This window comes from Geofilum rubicundum JCM 15548, assembly GCF_000974365.1.
GTDB lineage: Bacteria > Bacteroidota > Bacteroidia > Bacteroidales > Marinilabiliaceae > Geofilum > Geofilum rubicundum.
This window is the reverse complement of the sequence record NZ_BAZW01000010.1, coordinates 21,597-36,224: the sequence shown is the minus strand read 5'-3', so window position 1 is coordinate 36,224 and position 14,628 is coordinate 21,597. Positions and strand designations below refer to the sequence as shown.

Here is a 14,628-nt window from a genome sequence, read left to right as displayed (position 1 = left end):
ATAAAAAAGGCGTCGAATACGTCGACGCCTTTTACAAAAATCAGTTCTGGAATTCCCAATTAGTTCTTCGCAAAATATTTACTATTCGCATCATATCCGTACTTGTAGCTGTACTCCTTACGCTGGAAGGGGATGCCGTTCACCAGGACACTCAAATGAGGAATGTTCTTAACTTTTTCATCCCTTAAGTTCATTTTCAAAACAGGCTTAGGAGTGACATTGTGACGCACCACCATCACATTCACATCTGCATACTCGGTGAGTAAGTGAGCGTCCGCCACAATCCCCACCGGTGGGGTATCAATAATAATCATGTCATACTTTTCCTGCAACTGTTCCATCAGCCTTTTGGTAGCCTCTCCGGCAATAAGCTCAGAAGGGTTAGGCGGAATGTGTCCGGCAAAAATGATGTGCAAATTTTCTAATTCTGAATCCTTATTGATAATGTCTTCTACCTTGGCATCACCTGTATAGAAAGCACTCAGGCCATTACCATTACTGGTAATCCCAGACTGCTTGCTAAGCGAGGGACGTCGCATATCAAACTCAATAAGCAAGGTTCTTTTATTCAATTGAGCAAAGGACTTGGCCAGGTTTATGGCACAGAAGGACTTACCTTCCCCCGGAAGTGTACTGGTAAATAAGACGGTTTTAGAGGCCTTTTGGTTGGAATAATACCCCAGTGAAGTACGAATACTTCTAAAAGATTCCGCCAAAATGGTGTTACCATTGTAAGAATTGGCCGCCTTGGCCAGACTAACTTTTCCATTCTTCCGCTCATGGGGAACTTCTCCAATAATGGGAAGGACCGAAAATTCCTTTACATCATCGGTCTCCAACACCTTATCATTGGAGAATATCTTAATAAATATAACCACAGCAGGCAAAAACAAGCCCAGCAATAAAACCAACATAACAGACCGCTTTTGATCGGGCACGACCATTCCCTTGGAAATAGCCTCTTCAACGATCTCATTATCCGGGCGATTCGCAGCCTTGGCCAATTGAGCCTCCGTCAACTTGGTCAGCAAGAAAGTGTAGGTTTCATTGTTCATTTGACGGCTTCTTTCGATGTTAAGCAGTCGCTGCTCGGTCCCAGGCAGCTTTCGAATCTGTCCACTTAAGTTATATAATCTGTTGTTGATATCGTTCAGGGAGAGGTTGGTGGCCGAAATAACGCTGCTCAGCGACTCCTGAATACTGCTTTTCAGATTGTCAATACTGGCATTGATACGTGTAATGTTCGGGTTTTCAGTGGTGGCATTGAATCGTAACGCAGAACGCTCAGCGTTAAGGGTTGACAGCTGACTGATTAACTGCCCCAGAACCGGATCCTCAATCCCCATGGACGTCGGCACTATTACCTCTTGCATATCGCGGTTACTTTCAATGTAATCGTTCAGATAAGAGTAATAGTCCAATTTCGCCAATAGGGCCGATTTTTGTTCTTCCAGCTCCTGAGATTGCGTCAGAATCATTTGTCCCTGGTACGAAACATCCATGACCTGGTTGGCCGACCTGAAATTTTCCAGTACGTTCTCCGCTGCTCCTAAGGAGTCGCTACGCCCACCAACTGCTTTTCAATAAAATCAATGGTATTAAGGGCAATTCTGTTCTTTTTGTCGAGCGTATAATCCACCGAATTTTGTGCCAGCTTATTCAGGAAATCAATCCCCTTTTGAACATTGTTTTCCATAATGGATATCTCTACAATAGAAGATCCATTCACCACCTGGTCCAACACCAGTTTGGATTGGTATTGTCCCACCAACTGGTTCAGGCTGTTGACACTAAATTCATAAATCTTTTCATGATAATCAGAGCCGGGGATATTTTCTTCAACCGGCACAATGGAGAAAGCAAACTGAGGGTGTGTCACTTTTTCAAATAACTTATACTCCTTTGAAAAATCCCCGTCTTTAAGTGAAAGACGATACCGCTCTTTAGACAGAAACTCAACTTCAAAATGCAAGCCTGTAGGATTTACCTCAGATGAATCAATTAAAACCCTGAAGGGAGACTTCTTATATATCTCCTGCGTTTTAAACATCTCCTTTTCAAAATAGGAAATTTCAAAATCAAGTTGCCTCAGCGTCTTTTCGACTTGCTTTCGTGAGGTTAAAATAATGGTTTGATTCTCAAGAAAGCCCGTCCCTCCCAACGAAATACCAGGAAGCGCCCGATCTCCGACATTCATGGCACCCGCTGTTTCTTGTCCATCAGAAATCAGCAACTGGATGCTGATTTGGTGCATGGGAGTGGTTGTTTGATACAAAGCAATCGCAACAAACGATGCTATAAAGAGAAATATGGGAAAATAGTACCAATACCGTAAGGACCTGTAGAGCAACTTCTTGACATCCAAAGTTTTTTCCTGTTCAACTTCTTCAAAATTCTTCATATCGAAAAAAAATTACATAATTAATTCTTACCTCAGCATCAATGAATAAACCAGAATGGAGGCACTCACCACGCTCATAGCTAGACCAAGGGGAATCGCTGTGAGGTTCCATTGCTTTAATCGACGTGGTTCCACATAAACAATATCGCCGGGTTTCAAATAAAAATAGGGCGAAAACATAATCTTTTCATCTGTTGTATCAATGACGATCATCTGCGGCGTTTCACCATCCTTGCGAATGAGCCGAATCCTTTTCCGGTTGGCAAAATCCGTCATATCCCCTGAAAGAGCAACGGCTTCAAGAATGGATATCTCTTCACTGTTCATCAGGAATCGCCCGGGACTTTTAACTTCACCCATAACCGTCACATGGTCGTTCAAAAGCTTTACAATGGCCCCACTCTGATCAATGAATTTACTGGCGGCCAATTCCACTTTTTCTGCCACCTCCTGCAAAGAAAGACCCGCCACGTAAATTTTTCCCAAAAAAGGATAATCGATGGCACCATCCAAACCCACACGATAACCCAACAAACTGGCTGACATTGCATTACCCGCCATGGCATTATAACCGGATTCATTATTTAAAAAGGCCGATGAACGATCGTCCAGACTGGTCACACGAATATAAAGAAGATCATTGGGCTTGACCAGATAATCCGCTTTATCGATTTTATACTGACCTTCCAGATCTTCCAAATTAATGGCCATATCCCCTTGTAAATAGATAGATTCCTTTAGCGGAACACAGGACATGACTGAAAAAACCCCAACAATGGATAGCAAATAAATCTTGATAGTTGACTTCATTTTAGAACGCTTTTAAATAGACTGCAATTTAATAATTACCTTGTGATATATGATGGGTTTTTGCTTAGGTTTAATCATCGCTTTTAGGAAGTTGGTCAAATATTAAATCTTGTATTATTCATAAATTATATTTATTTTGCATTTATGCGCAAAATAACCTTAACCCATGATCCCATTTCATCGCATTCCCTTTTTCAGAATATTTCTGTTTTTAGTGCTTGGTATATTGTTGCAACAATACACCAACCCTACTTCCTACCCCCTCAAGACAACCATTGTTCTCTTCTCCGGGGCTACCGTTTTACTATTCATCTACTACCGGTATTGGCGTTCCAAATATCACCTGAGATGGGTACCGGGATTAGCCTTGGGATCCCTCTTTACGCTGAGCGGCTTCCTTCTGTCACAGCATCAAACCCCCAAAGCAATTTCAAGCCCTATAGTGACCCAGGGGGTCGGAATCATCAAATCTATAGAATTCAGAGAGGAAGACCGCATCCGCATCACCCTGCAACCCGAAGCCTTTCAGCAATCCACCCCTTTGAGGGTGAACGACCAATTATTATTAATGATCCAGGGCCCCCTTGATGCGCATCCCAGGGAAGGAGACCGGCTCCATTTTAAAGGTGTCATTCGCCCTTTGCCCACAACAACCAATCCGGATGCCTTTGATTATGGGCAGTTCCTTCAACGCAATGGTTTTTTCGGTCAGGCCTTTCTAAAATCCAATGAGATTTTATTAGAACCATCCAAAAATTTTAATTTCCGTTTTCTTCCAGCCCTTATCCGAAACAAATGTCTCGCCATTTTTCGAAGCAGTGGCATTTCAGAACCTGCTTTGGTCATCGTCCAGGCCTTGCTGTTAGGCGACCGTTCCGGAATGGACCGTGAAACACAAGACAGTTTTATTAAAAGTGGGGCCATTCACCTGTTGGCGGTATCCGGCCTGCATGTTGGTATTCTTTACATGTTATTGGGAAGTGTATTGTCCCTCTTCTTTAAACCATCCAACGTCATCAGCATTCTTCTATCTTTAGTTTTTTTGTTATCCTTTGCTTTCCTTACGGGCTTTTCTCCCTCCGTTTCACGCGCCGCTCTGATGTTTGCCATTATTCACATTGGACGGGCCACCAACCGAAATGCCAACATATATAATTCTCTGGCCGTTTCAGCCAGTCTGTTGCTGATGATCAATCCCCTGTTTCTGTTTCACGTAGGCTATTGGCTCAGCCACCTGGCCGTAATGGGGATTGTCGCTTTCTACCCCTACCTAAACGGACTGCTCCAATTTCGATTTATCGTTGGACGCTATGTTTGGTCGCTGATAGCGGTGGCGCTGGCCGCTCAAATAACCACCCTGCCTGTTTCCTTATATACTTTTGGCGCTTTTCCCACCTGGTTCCTTTTAAGCAATCTACTCCTGTTGCCGTTGGTGGCTCCCATTCTTCTCCTGGCCATAGCCACTCTCTTCTTTTCGTTCTCGCCCCTGCTTTCAACCATTTTTGCCGGTGGATTGAACGATCTGCTACTTTTTATGGCAGAAATGGCGTTGGCCATTGAGCGCTTGCCCTATGGCTACCTGGAACATCTATGGCTGTCCTTTCCATTGGTTATCATCTGTTACATAGCCCTTCATCAGATCGGGCAGCTTTGCTTCCAGCGCAACGGAAAATACTGGATAGGAGTTGCGGTCAGTCTGCTGGCTTTAGCCGGGGGTTTAAACCTTCAATGGTATCACAAAGTAAATAGCGAGCAATTGGTGGTTTATGATACCAGGCAAGGACTATTGATTGACCTCATTCTGGGTGGACAAATATTAACCATAGAATCTGAAGGACTGGACCAGCCGTCCAAAAATTATGCACGTAATAACTATATAAAGCAATACCATGACCACCATCAACCATCCAACACCATGACACTCAAAGGCGACACACTGCCGGAAATACATGAAATACGACTCGGCGCAGAACGTGTTCTGATTCTGTACGGAAAAGGCAAGGAAACCATTGTTCCATCTGCAGCGTATAAGGCCCATACCATTATAATAGGCGGCCCCTTAAATATTGATATCCGAAAACTAATAGAAAAAACGAATTGCCGCACCATTGTTGCGGCCTCCAATTGCCCCCATTTTCTGGTTGAGAAATGGAAAAAAGAAACAGACCATCCATCCCTCACCTTTTACTCCATTAAGGAAAAGGGGGCCTTTATTTTTTCAAACAGATATAAATAAGGACACCGATAAACAGCCTTTTGTTATGGTATTTGAATAATATTGTATTAATTTGCCTACTGTTTTTTAATAAAATAAGAGAACCAAATGAAGATTTTGATTGCCGGAGCCGGAGAAGTTGGAAATCACCTTGCGAAGCTTTTTTGTAATGAGGATCATGACGTCATATTAATGGATGACGATGAAAGTAAACTGCGAAAAGCAGAATCGCATTTTGATTTGATGACCGTGGTAGGTTCGGTAACATCCATTGGTGATTTAAAAGATGCACAGGTTAAAACCTGTGATCTGTTCATCGCCGTACCTCCCTACGAGGAGGTCAGTATTTTGTCCGCCATGCTGGCCAAAAAGTTGGGCGCCAAAAAGACCTTTGCCCGCATCAACAACCAGGAATATCTGCAAGTAGAAAACAAAGAGTATTTCAGGCAGTTGGGTGTGGACGAAATGATTTACCCTGAGCATTTAGGGGCTCGTGAGATCATGGCATCGCTCAAGCAGGTCGGCATCCGACAGATGTTTGAATTCAGTGGTGGACAACTACTCCTTTATGCGGTTAAAATCAGAAATAACGCCCCTATTGTCGGCTTAACCCTGTCACAGGCATCTGCACTGCACACCACCAACGAATACTTTACGGTAGCCATCAACCGGGACGGCAAAACAATCATTCCACGTGGCAAAGATATGTTTGAGCACAACGATTTGGCCTACGTGGTCACCACCAAAAGCGGTGCCGCACAATTACTGTCAGACGCAGGCAAAGTACAATACGATGTCCGGAACGTCATGATATTGGGAGGAAGCCGCATCGGGAAAAAAGTGGCCAAAGAACTGGAGTATCAGTATCATATAAAACTCATTGAAATCAATCGGGAAAAGAGTGCCCGTCTGGCAGACTTTCTCGAGAACACTCTGGTTATCAATGGAGACGGCCGCAACCTTGATTTATTAAAGGACGAAGGCATTGGCAAAACAGACGCTTTTGTAGCCGTAACCGGCAACTCGGAAGTCAATATTCTGGCCTGTCAACTGGCCAAAAAGATGGGTGTCAAAAAAACGGTGGCAGAAGTCGAAAACATGGATTACATCGATTTGGCTGAGAACATCGGGATAGGCACCATCATCAACAAAAAACTGATTGCTGCCAGCTACATTTTCCGACACACCTTCAAGGCCAATGTATCCTATGTCAAATGTCTAACAGCCACCGATGCCGACGTGCTGGAACTCATCACCCAGGAAGGCGCCAAAATTACCAAAGGCACCTGCGGGATCTGGACCTGCCCAGAGACATGAACATCGGGGGTGTCATCCGTGGCAAGGAAGTAATCATACCCAACGGAGACACACGTATTCAGCCCAACGACCGGGTGGTTGTGTTTGCCTTGCCTTCAGGCATTAAAAAGGTTGAGAAGATGTTTTTGTAAATATTCAATCCACTAATTTCGCGAACCGAAAATCGACGGAGTCAATGGACACATATCTAATCGGTTGAATTAAAAGGCATCGATCATAGGTTTGTGTGCTGTTGGCCGCTTCAATCGTAGAAGCATTCCGACCTCGATCCGGAAAAAAGTTTTGAATCAAATCAAAGCTCCAGATCCCCTTTTCCCTGCCGGATAATTTCAAAGGGATATTGGGTACAATCCACGATGGTGGAGGCTTCATTGTCGCCATACCCGCCATCAATCACCAAATCTACCAGATTTTCATACTTTTCATGAATCAATTCCGGGTCGGTGGTGTATTCAATAATTTCATCATCATCGCGAATGGAAGTGTTCAGGATCGGATTGCCCAACTCGCGCACAATCTCCAGGATGATTGGATTATCAGGTATGCGGAAACCAATCGTCTTCTTATTGTTTTTAAAGAGTTTGGGCACATTGGTATTGGCCGGAAGAATAAAGGTGAAAGGCCCGGGCAGATGCTTTTTAAGCAACTTAAACACATGGTTCTCCAGCGACTTACTGTAAACCGACAAATGACTCATATCGTGACAGATAAAAGACAGGTGGTCCTTCTTCAAATTCAGTCCCTTGATCAGGGCAATTTTTTCAACCGCCTTACTGTTGTTGATATCACAACCCAATCCATAAATCGTATCGGTTGGGTAAATGACCAAACCACCGGCTTTTAATACATCCACCACTTTTTGTATCTCCCGGGGATTGGGATTGTCAGGATAGATTTTTACAAGCATAGCAAACAGTTTCTATCAAAGATAAGGAAATAACACGCACAAAAAAAGCCAACCACTTGCGTGATTGGCTGTTTTTGTCGTGGGGGGAGGAGGATTCGAACCTCCGAAGTCGTAAGACAACAGAGTTACAGTCTGCCCCAGTTGGCCACTTTGGTATCCCCCCGCAAAATAATTATCTGAGCCAATGGAGGGATTCGAACCCCCGACCCGCTGATTACAAATCAGCTGCTCTGGCCAACTGAGCTACATTGGCGGGTGGGTAAGCTATCTGTATCGCACCGCTTCGACCGCCTACCTTTGCTGTCGTCAGACCCTGGAGGAGTTCAGCAGGAGCTGGTCGTACAGGACTTACCCGACGACAAAAGTAGAAAATTCCCCAATTATGGCAAGCACTTTCGTCTTTTTTTTTCGTTCTTTTTTCCTTTATTGATGGATGTTTCAAAAAACCAGCTATTTATAAATGAAGTAAAATGGCTGTTTTTTTCGGCCACCCGGATTGTAAATGATATTTTCGTATTTTTAACCCTGACAAAGCACGCTTTTATCCGCATTTAGTAATGCATGCAAGCACATATTTTATTAGTTTAGCTGAATCAAAACAACAACACACCTTTATAAATATATGGACAATAATAATTCTGCAAGAACCCAATACCTGTTTTCCAGTGGGGCCAAGCTGGGAATAGGGATATCACTTTTTCTCTTCCTCCTTTATGTGGTCGACAAAATGTTTGGCTCAGCCTGGGCGGCCTTCAGCTGGATCATTTACGGTGCCATCATTTACCAAACCATGCGTGGTTACAGGGACAAGTTTCATGGAGGTTTTCTCTCCTATGGGCAGGGCCTGTTATTTGGAATCCGGATATCCACACTGGCTGGTATAATCATCGGCTTCTATTATTTCATCATGTTTAGCTTTGTCGATCCCAGTTTAAGAGATCTGATGTTTGCAGAAGCTGAAGAAGCTTATCTGGCTTTAGGCATGTCAGAATCGGCCGTTGAAAACATGCAGGGATCCATAGAAATGTCGACCAATCCATGGGTATTGTTAATATCCAATGCGATTGGCGGTCTGTTCAACGGATTAATCGTATCGCTGGTAGTCGCCCTATTTGTTAAACGTAAGGGAGATCCCTTCCAAGAAGTCATGCGAGATGTCCAATAACCCACAAAAATTACAATTATCGGTTGTCGTTCCTTTGCTCAACGAAGAAGAATCCCTACCTGAGCTGGCAGAATGGATCTGCAGAGTGGTGCGTCCACTTGAAAAGCCCTTTGAGATAATAATGGTAGACGACGGCAGCAAAGATACTTCCTGGCAGGTCATTCAAAAACTGTCGCAACAATATCCGGAAATCCGCGGCATACAATTTAGGCGAAACTATGGCAAATCAGCAGCTTTGCACTGCGGTTTCAATGAAGCCTTAGGAGAAGTGGTTATTACCATGGATGCCGACTTGCAAGATAGCCCTGATGAAATCCCCGTTTTGATGCAAATGGTGACCGACGAAGGCTATGACATGGTCAGCGGATGGAAAAAAAAGCGCTACGATCCGCTGGGGAAAACCATACCCAGCCGATTGTTTAATTACACCGCACGCGTGGTATCGGGCATCAAACTGCATGATTTCAATTGCGGTTTAAAGGCCTACCGAAATGAAGTGGTCCACAACATAGAAGTATATGGTGAAATGCACCGTTACATTCCCATTCTGGTAAGGCGGGCCGGATTTACCAATATTGGTGAAAAAACAGTGCGACACCGTGAACGAAAATACGGTGTCACCAAATTTGGCATCGAACGCTTCGTCAAAGGTTTTCTGGATTTGCTGTCGGTGATGTTTATCTCCAAGTTTGGGCACCGTCCCATGCACCTCTTCGGTTCATTGGGCACCATCACCTTCATCGTTGGTTTTTTCTCGGCTTTGGGACTGGGCATTAGCAAATTATGGTCGGTCTATCACCACGTGGAAGCCCCCCTTATAACCAACAGTCCCTATTTCTACATCAGTCTGGTCTGCATGATTCTGGGAACCCAGCTCTTCATGACCGGATTTATAGCCGAACTGGTGGGCCGCATAAGGCCCGACAGAAACCACTATCAGATCAGTGAAAAATTAGGAGGAAAATAATGGCTTTTTACCAAAGTATTGCCCCATGGTATGATCAAATATTCCCGGCATCTCCCATGCAGGTAAAATTTACAGCGCAACAACTATCAGATTTAACCCAGAAAACCCTTTTAGACATCGGTTGTGGCACCGGCAACCTAAGCCTGTTGTTGGCTGATGCCGGTGCCCAGGTTACAGGCATTGATCTGGACAGCGAAATGGTGAAGATGGCCCAATCCAAAGCACAAGGCCGGGCCGGATTAAGGTTTCAGGTAGCAGATATGCTGCAGATAAGCAAGCTGTTTGAACCACAATCTCTGGATGCGGTGGTTTGTTTTGGTAACACGCTGGTGCATTTATTGCGTTCGGGCGACATCCTTTCCTTTTTTAACCAGTCGGCCACCCTCTTAAAACAAGGCGGCCACCTGCTCATTCAAATCATCAACTACGATTATGTGCTGGACGAGGGGCTGGACGGACTGCCGACCATTGAGAATGACCACATTAGATTTGAACGTCGCTATGAATTTCGTGAGCAGGATGAGATGATCAATTTCAAAACCCATTTAACGGTAAAATCCACCAAACAAATCATTCGCAATAGTGTTCCCCTCCACCCCATTCGTCGTGATTTTTTAAAGATGTTGCTTCAGGAATCGGGGTTCGAAAGCATCCGGTTCTTCGGAGGTTTTGACGGATCTGAATTATCTGAGCGAAGTATGCCCCTGGTCATAAGCGCTCAAAAGCGATAGCCCATAGTTTAAGCGAGCGGCTTCAGGCCGCTATCACAATACGCTATTATAAATATGCCTGGTCTTTCAGCAGCTGGACCACCACCCGGTCGATAGGAAAGGTCAACACTTCAGGTTGGAGCTGAGCGATGGAGGCCCATCGCAATTTTTGAGGCTCCGGTAGGTTGGTGGCCAATACCTCATCGCTCATTGGAAACTCCCTACTGGTTTGTACTTCCACTCTATAATAAATGCTCAGCAGCTGGGTCGCTTCAAAAAAAAGGGCCGGCTGAAAAAAGTCGGTGGTGTAAAAATGTTCTATAGCCGTAATTACCCCAATTTTCTCCTCCTCAAATTCACGTCTGAGACAATCAATGGTGCCTTCTCCATAATCGAGTCCCCCACCTGGAAACTTCGTCATTTTGATGCCGTTAAAAAGCTCATCCGACAGCAAAACATGACCTTTACGGATGCAAATTCCATAAACCCGAATATTAAAATTTGACGCCATAAAAAGCTTTCTGATAGAAAATTAAAGAAAGGCCGGCTTCCGGGTGAAGTTTGTAAACCGTGAAAAAGATTAAACGTAAGAGGAAACCGGCCTTCTGTTACAAAGCTACTCATTTATCGTTGGGGCTACAAATTATTTGTGTACCAGCGCACCACTTTCCCTTTCTATTAATTCAAGCATGTCATGAATCGCCGAAGGGTGAAACCAGTGGATTTCGGGATTGCGATTGAACCACGACAATTGCTTTTTGGCATAGTGCCGGGAATTCCGCTGAATCAACTCAATGGCCCGATCCAAATCATATTCGCCGTTATAGCAGGCAAACAGTTCTTTAAAGCCCACCGTGTTAAGCGCGTTGAGGTGCTGATGATCGATCAAAGCCCGCGCTTCCTGTTCCAGCCCCTTTCCCATCATTTCCAGCACTCGGTCATTGATGCGGTCGTACAATTCGGCCCGATCCCGGTTGAGCCCAATACGAATGATCTTAAACGGACGTTCCTTCCTGGGATTGGTACGAAGCAGGGAATAAGGTTGGCCCGTCATCAGGCAAATCTCCAGAGCATGGATAACCCGTTTGGGGTTTTTCAAATCAACCTGTGTGTAAAACACCGGATCGAGTTGTTTCAATTGAAGCCGCAGGGCTTCAAGGCCGTCGGTCTCCAGTTGCTCCATTAAGTCGAGACGCAACTGGGGATCAATACTTGGCAGTTCATCAATGCCATGGCAGTACGCATCCATGTACATCATGGAGCCACCAACCATAAACAGCACATCCCGCTTCTGAAAAAACGTCTCCGTCAGCGCCAGCGCGTCCTGCTCAAACTCAAAAGCATTGTAGTCATCAAAAACAGAGTGGGTGCCCATCAGGTGGTGCAAAACGCCTGCACGCTCCTCCTGAGTGGGGGCGGCAGTTCCAATGGGGATTTCTTTATATATCTGGCGGGAATCAGCAGAGATTATTTCACTGTTATAAGCCCTGGCCAGTTCAATGCCTGTTTTGGTTTTTCCTACACCGGTTGGTCCGGCAATTACAACCATTGTTTTGGTCATGCGAGCACAAACTATTAATAGAAATCATTCATATCGCTCCCCTCGTCGGCATAATCATCCGGCAAATCGTCTCCATAACTGAGGAAATCATCGGCCCCCTCCTCATCAAAGCCATCCGATAAAAGCGCATCATCAAAAGAAAAACCCTCCTCAGAAAACTGAGGCGGAGGCGTGCCTTCCATTCGAACGCATGTCGTTTCCTTCACACTACCCTCCGTGATATCGGTCAGCTCCATAAACAACACCCGCTCAGCAAAAAGGTCAAACGCATACAACAACCGCTGCTTAGGCGCATTCAGGAATTCTTCCAGACGCACCTGATCCATCACAGCCGAGCTATCGTCATCCACCATCATATCAATCAGCGTGATCTCCTTCTCCTTTTGCCAGTCTTCATCTGTCAGAAAAAAAGAGGTCATTTGAGCAGGATCAAAATTGAGCTGCTGTTGAATAAAATGATGCAGATCAACGAACTTAGCCTCACTGTTAATCGCAATATCGAAAAGAAATTCATCAGACTCGTTACTTATGGCCCGAAAGAAATAAATCATAAAAAGGGTTGTTTTTAATAGCGCTTACACTTCCCACCTAACGGATAAACAAAGCACTTTGTTTCACTTTTTGGACAAAAAGCGTGCAAAAGTAAGACATTCTTTTCTAATTTGCACCCCAAATAAAACACAATATGCGTCCGTTCTATATTCTGCTGTTACTCCTTACAGTGATACACAAAGAAGGAGCTCATGGTCAGAACAATAAGCATGCCACCCTCAAATCGGAGCACCGCATTTCGGGACTCGCTGATTTAGGCGAACGAATGCTTGACCATTTAACCTTCCCAACGCCGAAAGGTATTTGGGCCATTTACCCGGCAGGGGGCTATTCTTCGCGCACCGGACTGGAGTTTGGTCTCATGCCTGTTTACAGTTGGGGCAGTCCTGATAGCCAACCTGCCAATAGGGAGGTCAACACCCTCACCTCCTCCATGCAATTCTCGACCAAAGGGATGGTAGAAGTCCGCTCAGAACTGGATTGGTACCTCTCATCCCTATGGCAATTTTCAGGCCGCATCGAAGCACTGCGCATCAACGACCGCTATTGGGACAGGTGGTCGCAGAATAAAACAGCGCAGCCGATCGACTACCGATCTAGCCGCTACGGCCTGAAAACTGAGATACTGCGACACCTGGGGCATCAATTACATGTGGGCATGAGCAGCGAAATTTGGCACTACCAATTTGACAACCGGAATGCCCACTTAGCCTTTGAGCAACTGAGCGGCAGTGAAGGCGGATGGCTGGCCGGTGCTGGTCCGGTTCTTTTATTCGACCAGCGGGACCATGTGCTCTACCCCCGGTCGGGCAGCTATTTTAAAGCCGCATGGACCCTATTTCAGAAAGGGGGTCCGAATGCCAATACCTATAACAACTACCTGCTGGATTTAAGACATTTTTATGGTGTGGGGCGCACAGTACTGGCTTTTCAGTCCTTATGGGAATACAGTGACCCGGGCACGCCTTTTTTCATGCTGCCCCAACTGGGCGGTAAAGACCGTTTACGCGGCATTGGCCATTCCAAAAGCGTGGTGGATCATTCTGCCTGGCTCCTGAGAGGTGAACTCCGTGTCCCCGTTTGGTGGCGTTTTGGAGCGGTCGTCTTTTCCGAAGTGGGACAATCGGCCCGTCAACTCCGGTTGAGCAGGAAGGAGTTGATTGCTCCAATGGCATAGGATTGAGATTTCGGATTCTGCCCGATGAGCCACTCCACATCCGGATAGACGCAGGCTGGAGTTCCGAAGGGCATCAGGGACTTTTCATCTCCCTGAAGGAAGCCTTTTAAAAAGAATTGTTACACAGAGCTTCACGAAGAATTCATGGAGTAGCACGGAGCTTTAGTTATGACACTTTGATTTTCTCAGACAGCCGCTTAATGAAAATTGGGGCTCTGGATGGAAGGCTTTTGGGAAACTGAACATTTCAAATCGAAAAAAAAGAGGCTGCCACTTATTGGACAACCTCTTTTTTCAATAGTTGATGGATAAAACATTACTTCATAAAAGAAGTCAGCATCCAAACCAATTTTTCTTTCTGGGAAATATAATCAGAAATAAGGGCCAAAGTACCTTCGTCATCAGCAGCTTCCGCCAATGGCAGCACTTCCCGCTCCAGTTTGATCAATGCCGCCACATTGTCAAGGGTAACGGACATGGTTGATTCCGCATCCGACTTGTCTTTGGCTGGCTGAATACTGCTCACTTTCAGGTAATCCTCAAAAGTATGCAAAGGTTTTCCGCCAACGGTCAGGATACGCTCAGCAATCTCGTCAATTTTCATGACGGCATCATTGTACAATTCCTCATATTTAGCATGCAGGACAAAAAAGCGGTCGCCTTTTATGTTCCAGTGAAAACCACGCAAATTTTGATAAAACACCTGGTAGTTGGCCAGTAGCTCATTCAACTTTTCGGCTACGGCAGCGGATTCTTTCTCTTTTAATCCTAAAATATCTGTTATCTTCTTCATAATATGATTTTTTTCGGTTGGTTTAGCATGTTAAACCCAACCTGTTTGTGGTA

Annotated in this window: 15 protein-coding genes and 2 tRNA genes; 7 read left to right on the top strand and 10 right to left on the bottom strand. The window is 45.1% G+C overall.

Annotation, left to right across the window (positions count from 1 at the left end; genetic code table 11):
• Nucleotides 1–59: 59 nt before the first annotated feature.
• From JCM15548_RS07365 to JCM15548_RS07355, 3 genes are read right to left on the bottom strand one after another with little or no spacing between them, the layout of a single operon-like run.
• Complete coding sequence (locus tag JCM15548_RS07365) at nt 60–1,502, bottom strand: polysaccharide biosynthesis tyrosine autokinase (protein ID WP_062123931.1); 1,443 nt, start codon at nt 1,500–1,502, stop codon at nt 60–62.
• A 47-nt stretch (nt 1,503–1,549) separates the two neighbouring features.
• Nucleotides 1,550–2,401, bottom strand: coding sequence for a GumC domain-containing protein (locus tag JCM15548_RS07360; RefSeq protein WP_062123930.1), 852 nt, complete (start codon nt 2,399–2,401; stop codon nt 1,550–1,552).
• Between the two features lie 27 nt (nt 2,402–2,428).
• Nucleotides 2,429–3,211, bottom strand: a complete 783-nt coding sequence (locus tag JCM15548_RS07355; RefSeq protein WP_062123928.1) for a polysaccharide biosynthesis/export family protein — start codon at nt 3,209–3,211, stop codon at nt 2,429–2,431.
• A gap of 166 nt (nt 3,212–3,377) precedes the next feature.
• On the opposite strand from JCM15548_RS07355, the gene JCM15548_RS07350 reads away from it, so the two are divergent.
• The 3 genes from JCM15548_RS07350 to JCM15548_RS23295 all read left to right on the top strand — a co-directional run bounded on the left by JCM15548_RS07350 (nt 3,378) and on the right by JCM15548_RS23295 (nt 6,874).
• Entirely contained in the window at nt 3,378–5,447 is a 2,070-nt protein-coding gene (locus tag JCM15548_RS07350) for a ComEC/Rec2 family competence protein (RefSeq protein ID WP_062123926.1), read from the top strand.
• A gap of 87 nt (nt 5,448–5,534) precedes the next feature.
• On the top strand, nt 5,535–6,743 hold the full coding sequence (gene trkA / locus JCM15548_RS07345; protein ID WP_227625563.1) for a Trk system potassium transporter TrkA: 1,209 nt from the start codon (nt 5,535–5,537) through the stop codon (nt 6,741–6,743).
• A complete protein-coding gene (locus JCM15548_RS23295; protein ID WP_227625562.1) occupies nt 6,740–6,874 on the top strand; it encodes a TrkA C-terminal domain-containing protein in 135 nt (44 codons plus the stop codon). The genes trkA and JCM15548_RS23295 overlap by 4 nt, the downstream gene beginning before the upstream one ends.
• A gap of 161 nt (nt 6,875–7,035) precedes the next feature.
• On the opposite strand, the gene JCM15548_RS07340 is transcribed toward JCM15548_RS23295, so the two are convergent.
• From JCM15548_RS07340 to JCM15548_RS07330, 3 genes are all read right to left on the bottom strand, one after another.
• Nucleotides 7,036–7,650 carry an L-threonylcarbamoyladenylate synthase gene (locus JCM15548_RS07340; RefSeq protein WP_062123925.1) on the bottom strand — a complete coding sequence of 205 codons (615 nt, stop codon included), beginning with the start codon at nt 7,648–7,650 and terminating at the stop codon, nt 7,036–7,038.
• An 80-nt stretch (nt 7,651–7,730) separates the two neighbouring features.
• Nucleotides 7,731–7,813: transfer RNA gene (locus tag JCM15548_RS07335), tRNA-Tyr, on the bottom strand.
• A 16-nt stretch (nt 7,814–7,829) separates the two neighbouring features.
• A tRNA-Thr gene (locus JCM15548_RS07330) sits at nt 7,830–7,903 on the bottom strand.
• A 369-nt stretch (nt 7,904–8,272) separates the two neighbouring features.
• Between JCM15548_RS07330 and JCM15548_RS07320 the strand changes: the two genes are divergently transcribed.
• Genes JCM15548_RS07320 through JCM15548_RS07310 form a run of 3 tightly spaced genes read left to right on the top strand, consistent with a single transcriptional unit; the run spans nt 8,273 to nt 10,513 of the window.
• Nucleotides 8,273–8,815 (top strand): DUF4199 domain-containing protein, encoded by a 543-nt coding sequence (locus JCM15548_RS07320; protein WP_062123920.1) that lies wholly within the window; start codon nt 8,273–8,275, stop codon nt 8,813–8,815.
• Complete coding sequence (locus tag JCM15548_RS07315) at nt 8,805–9,782, top strand: glycosyltransferase family 2 protein (RefSeq protein WP_062123918.1); 978 nt, start codon at nt 8,805–8,807, stop codon at nt 9,780–9,782. The genes JCM15548_RS07320 and JCM15548_RS07315 overlap by 11 nt, the downstream gene beginning before the upstream one ends.
• Nucleotides 9,782–10,513 (top strand): class I SAM-dependent methyltransferase, encoded by a 732-nt coding sequence (locus JCM15548_RS07310; RefSeq protein ID WP_062123916.1) that lies wholly within the window; start codon nt 9,782–9,784, stop codon nt 10,511–10,513. The genes JCM15548_RS07315 and JCM15548_RS07310 overlap by 1 nt, the downstream gene beginning before the upstream one ends.
• A 46-nt stretch (nt 10,514–10,559) precedes the next feature.
• Here JCM15548_RS07310 and JCM15548_RS07305 read toward each other — a convergent pair whose 3' ends face one another.
• The 3 genes from JCM15548_RS07305 to JCM15548_RS07295 all read right to left on the bottom strand — a co-directional run bounded on the left by JCM15548_RS07305 (nt 10,560) and on the right by JCM15548_RS07295 (nt 12,604).
• Entirely contained in the window at nt 10,560–11,003 is a 444-nt protein-coding gene (locus tag JCM15548_RS07305) for an NUDIX hydrolase (protein WP_062123914.1), read from the bottom strand.
• Between the two features lie 132 nt (nt 11,004–11,135).
• Nucleotides 11,136–12,053, bottom strand: a complete 918-nt coding sequence (miaA, locus tag JCM15548_RS07300) for a tRNA (adenosine(37)-N6)-dimethylallyltransferase MiaA (protein WP_062123913.1) — start codon at nt 12,051–12,053, stop codon at nt 11,136–11,138.
• A gap of 14 nt (nt 12,054–12,067) precedes the next feature.
• Nucleotides 12,068–12,604, bottom strand: coding sequence for an IS1096 element passenger TnpR family protein (locus JCM15548_RS07295; RefSeq protein ID WP_062123911.1), 537 nt, complete (start codon nt 12,602–12,604; stop codon nt 12,068–12,070).
• 134 nt (nt 12,605–12,738) lie between these two features.
• On the opposite strand from JCM15548_RS07295, the gene JCM15548_RS07290 reads away from it, so the two are divergent.
• Nucleotides 12,739–13,782: a BamA/TamA family outer membrane protein gene (locus tag JCM15548_RS07290; protein ID WP_062123909.1), complete on the top strand. Its 1,044-nt coding sequence runs from the start codon at nt 12,739–12,741 to the stop codon at nt 13,780–13,782.
• 316 nt (nt 13,783–14,098) lie between these two features.
• On the opposite strand, the gene JCM15548_RS07285 is transcribed toward JCM15548_RS07290, so the two are convergent.
• Nucleotides 14,099–14,575 (bottom strand): Dps family protein, encoded by a 477-nt coding sequence (locus JCM15548_RS07285; protein ID WP_062123907.1) that lies wholly within the window; start codon nt 14,573–14,575, stop codon nt 14,099–14,101.
• Nucleotides 14,576–14,628: the final 53 nt, after the last annotated feature.

Excerpts from the sequence above, each read along its gene's own strand:
- JCM15548_RS07365 (WP_062123931.1), bottom strand. The coding sequence starts at position 1,502 with ATGGATGTTTCGTACCAGGGACAAATGATTCTGACGCAATCTCAGGAG.
- JCM15548_RS07360 (WP_062123930.1), bottom strand. The coding sequence starts at position 2,401 with ATGAAGAATTTTGAAGAAGTTGAACAGGAAAAAACTTTGGATGTCAAG.
- JCM15548_RS07355 (WP_062123928.1), bottom strand. The coding sequence starts at position 3,211 with ATGAAGTCAACTATCAAGATTTATTTGCTATCCATTGTTGGGGTTTTT.
- JCM15548_RS07350 (WP_062123926.1), top strand. The coding sequence starts at position 3,378 with ATGATCCCATTTCATCGCATTCCCTTTTTCAGAATATTTCTGTTTTTA.
- trkA (WP_227625563.1), top strand. The coding sequence starts at position 5,535 with ATGAAGATTTTGATTGCCGGAGCCGGAGAAGTTGGAAATCACCTTGCG.
- JCM15548_RS23295 (WP_227625562.1), top strand. The coding sequence starts at position 6,740 with ATGAACATCGGGGGTGTCATCCGTGGCAAGGAAGTAATCATACCCAAC.
- JCM15548_RS07340 (WP_062123925.1), bottom strand. The coding sequence starts at position 7,650 with ATGCTTGTAAAAATCTATCCTGACAATCCCAATCCCCGGGAGATACAA.
- JCM15548_RS07320 (WP_062123920.1), top strand. The coding sequence starts at position 8,273 with ATGGACAATAATAATTCTGCAAGAACCCAATACCTGTTTTCCAGTGGG.
- JCM15548_RS07315 (WP_062123918.1), top strand. The coding sequence starts at position 8,805 with ATGTCCAATAACCCACAAAAATTACAATTATCGGTTGTCGTTCCTTTG.
- JCM15548_RS07310 (WP_062123916.1), top strand. The coding sequence starts at position 9,782 with ATGGCTTTTTACCAAAGTATTGCCCCATGGTATGATCAAATATTCCCG.
- JCM15548_RS07305 (WP_062123914.1), bottom strand. The coding sequence starts at position 11,003 with ATGGCGTCAAATTTTAATATTCGGGTTTATGGAATTTGCATCCGTAAA.
- miaA (WP_062123913.1), bottom strand. The coding sequence starts at position 12,053 with ATGACCAAAACAATGGTTGTAATTGCCGGACCAACCGGTGTAGGAAAA.
- JCM15548_RS07295 (WP_062123911.1), bottom strand. The coding sequence starts at position 12,604 with ATGATTTATTTCTTTCGGGCCATAAGTAACGAGTCTGATGAATTTCTT.
- JCM15548_RS07290 (WP_062123909.1), top strand. The coding sequence starts at position 12,739 with ATGCGTCCGTTCTATATTCTGCTGTTACTCCTTACAGTGATACACAAA.
- JCM15548_RS07285 (WP_062123907.1), bottom strand. The coding sequence starts at position 14,575 with ATGAAGAAGATAACAGATATTTTAGGATTAAAAGAGAAAGAATCCGCT.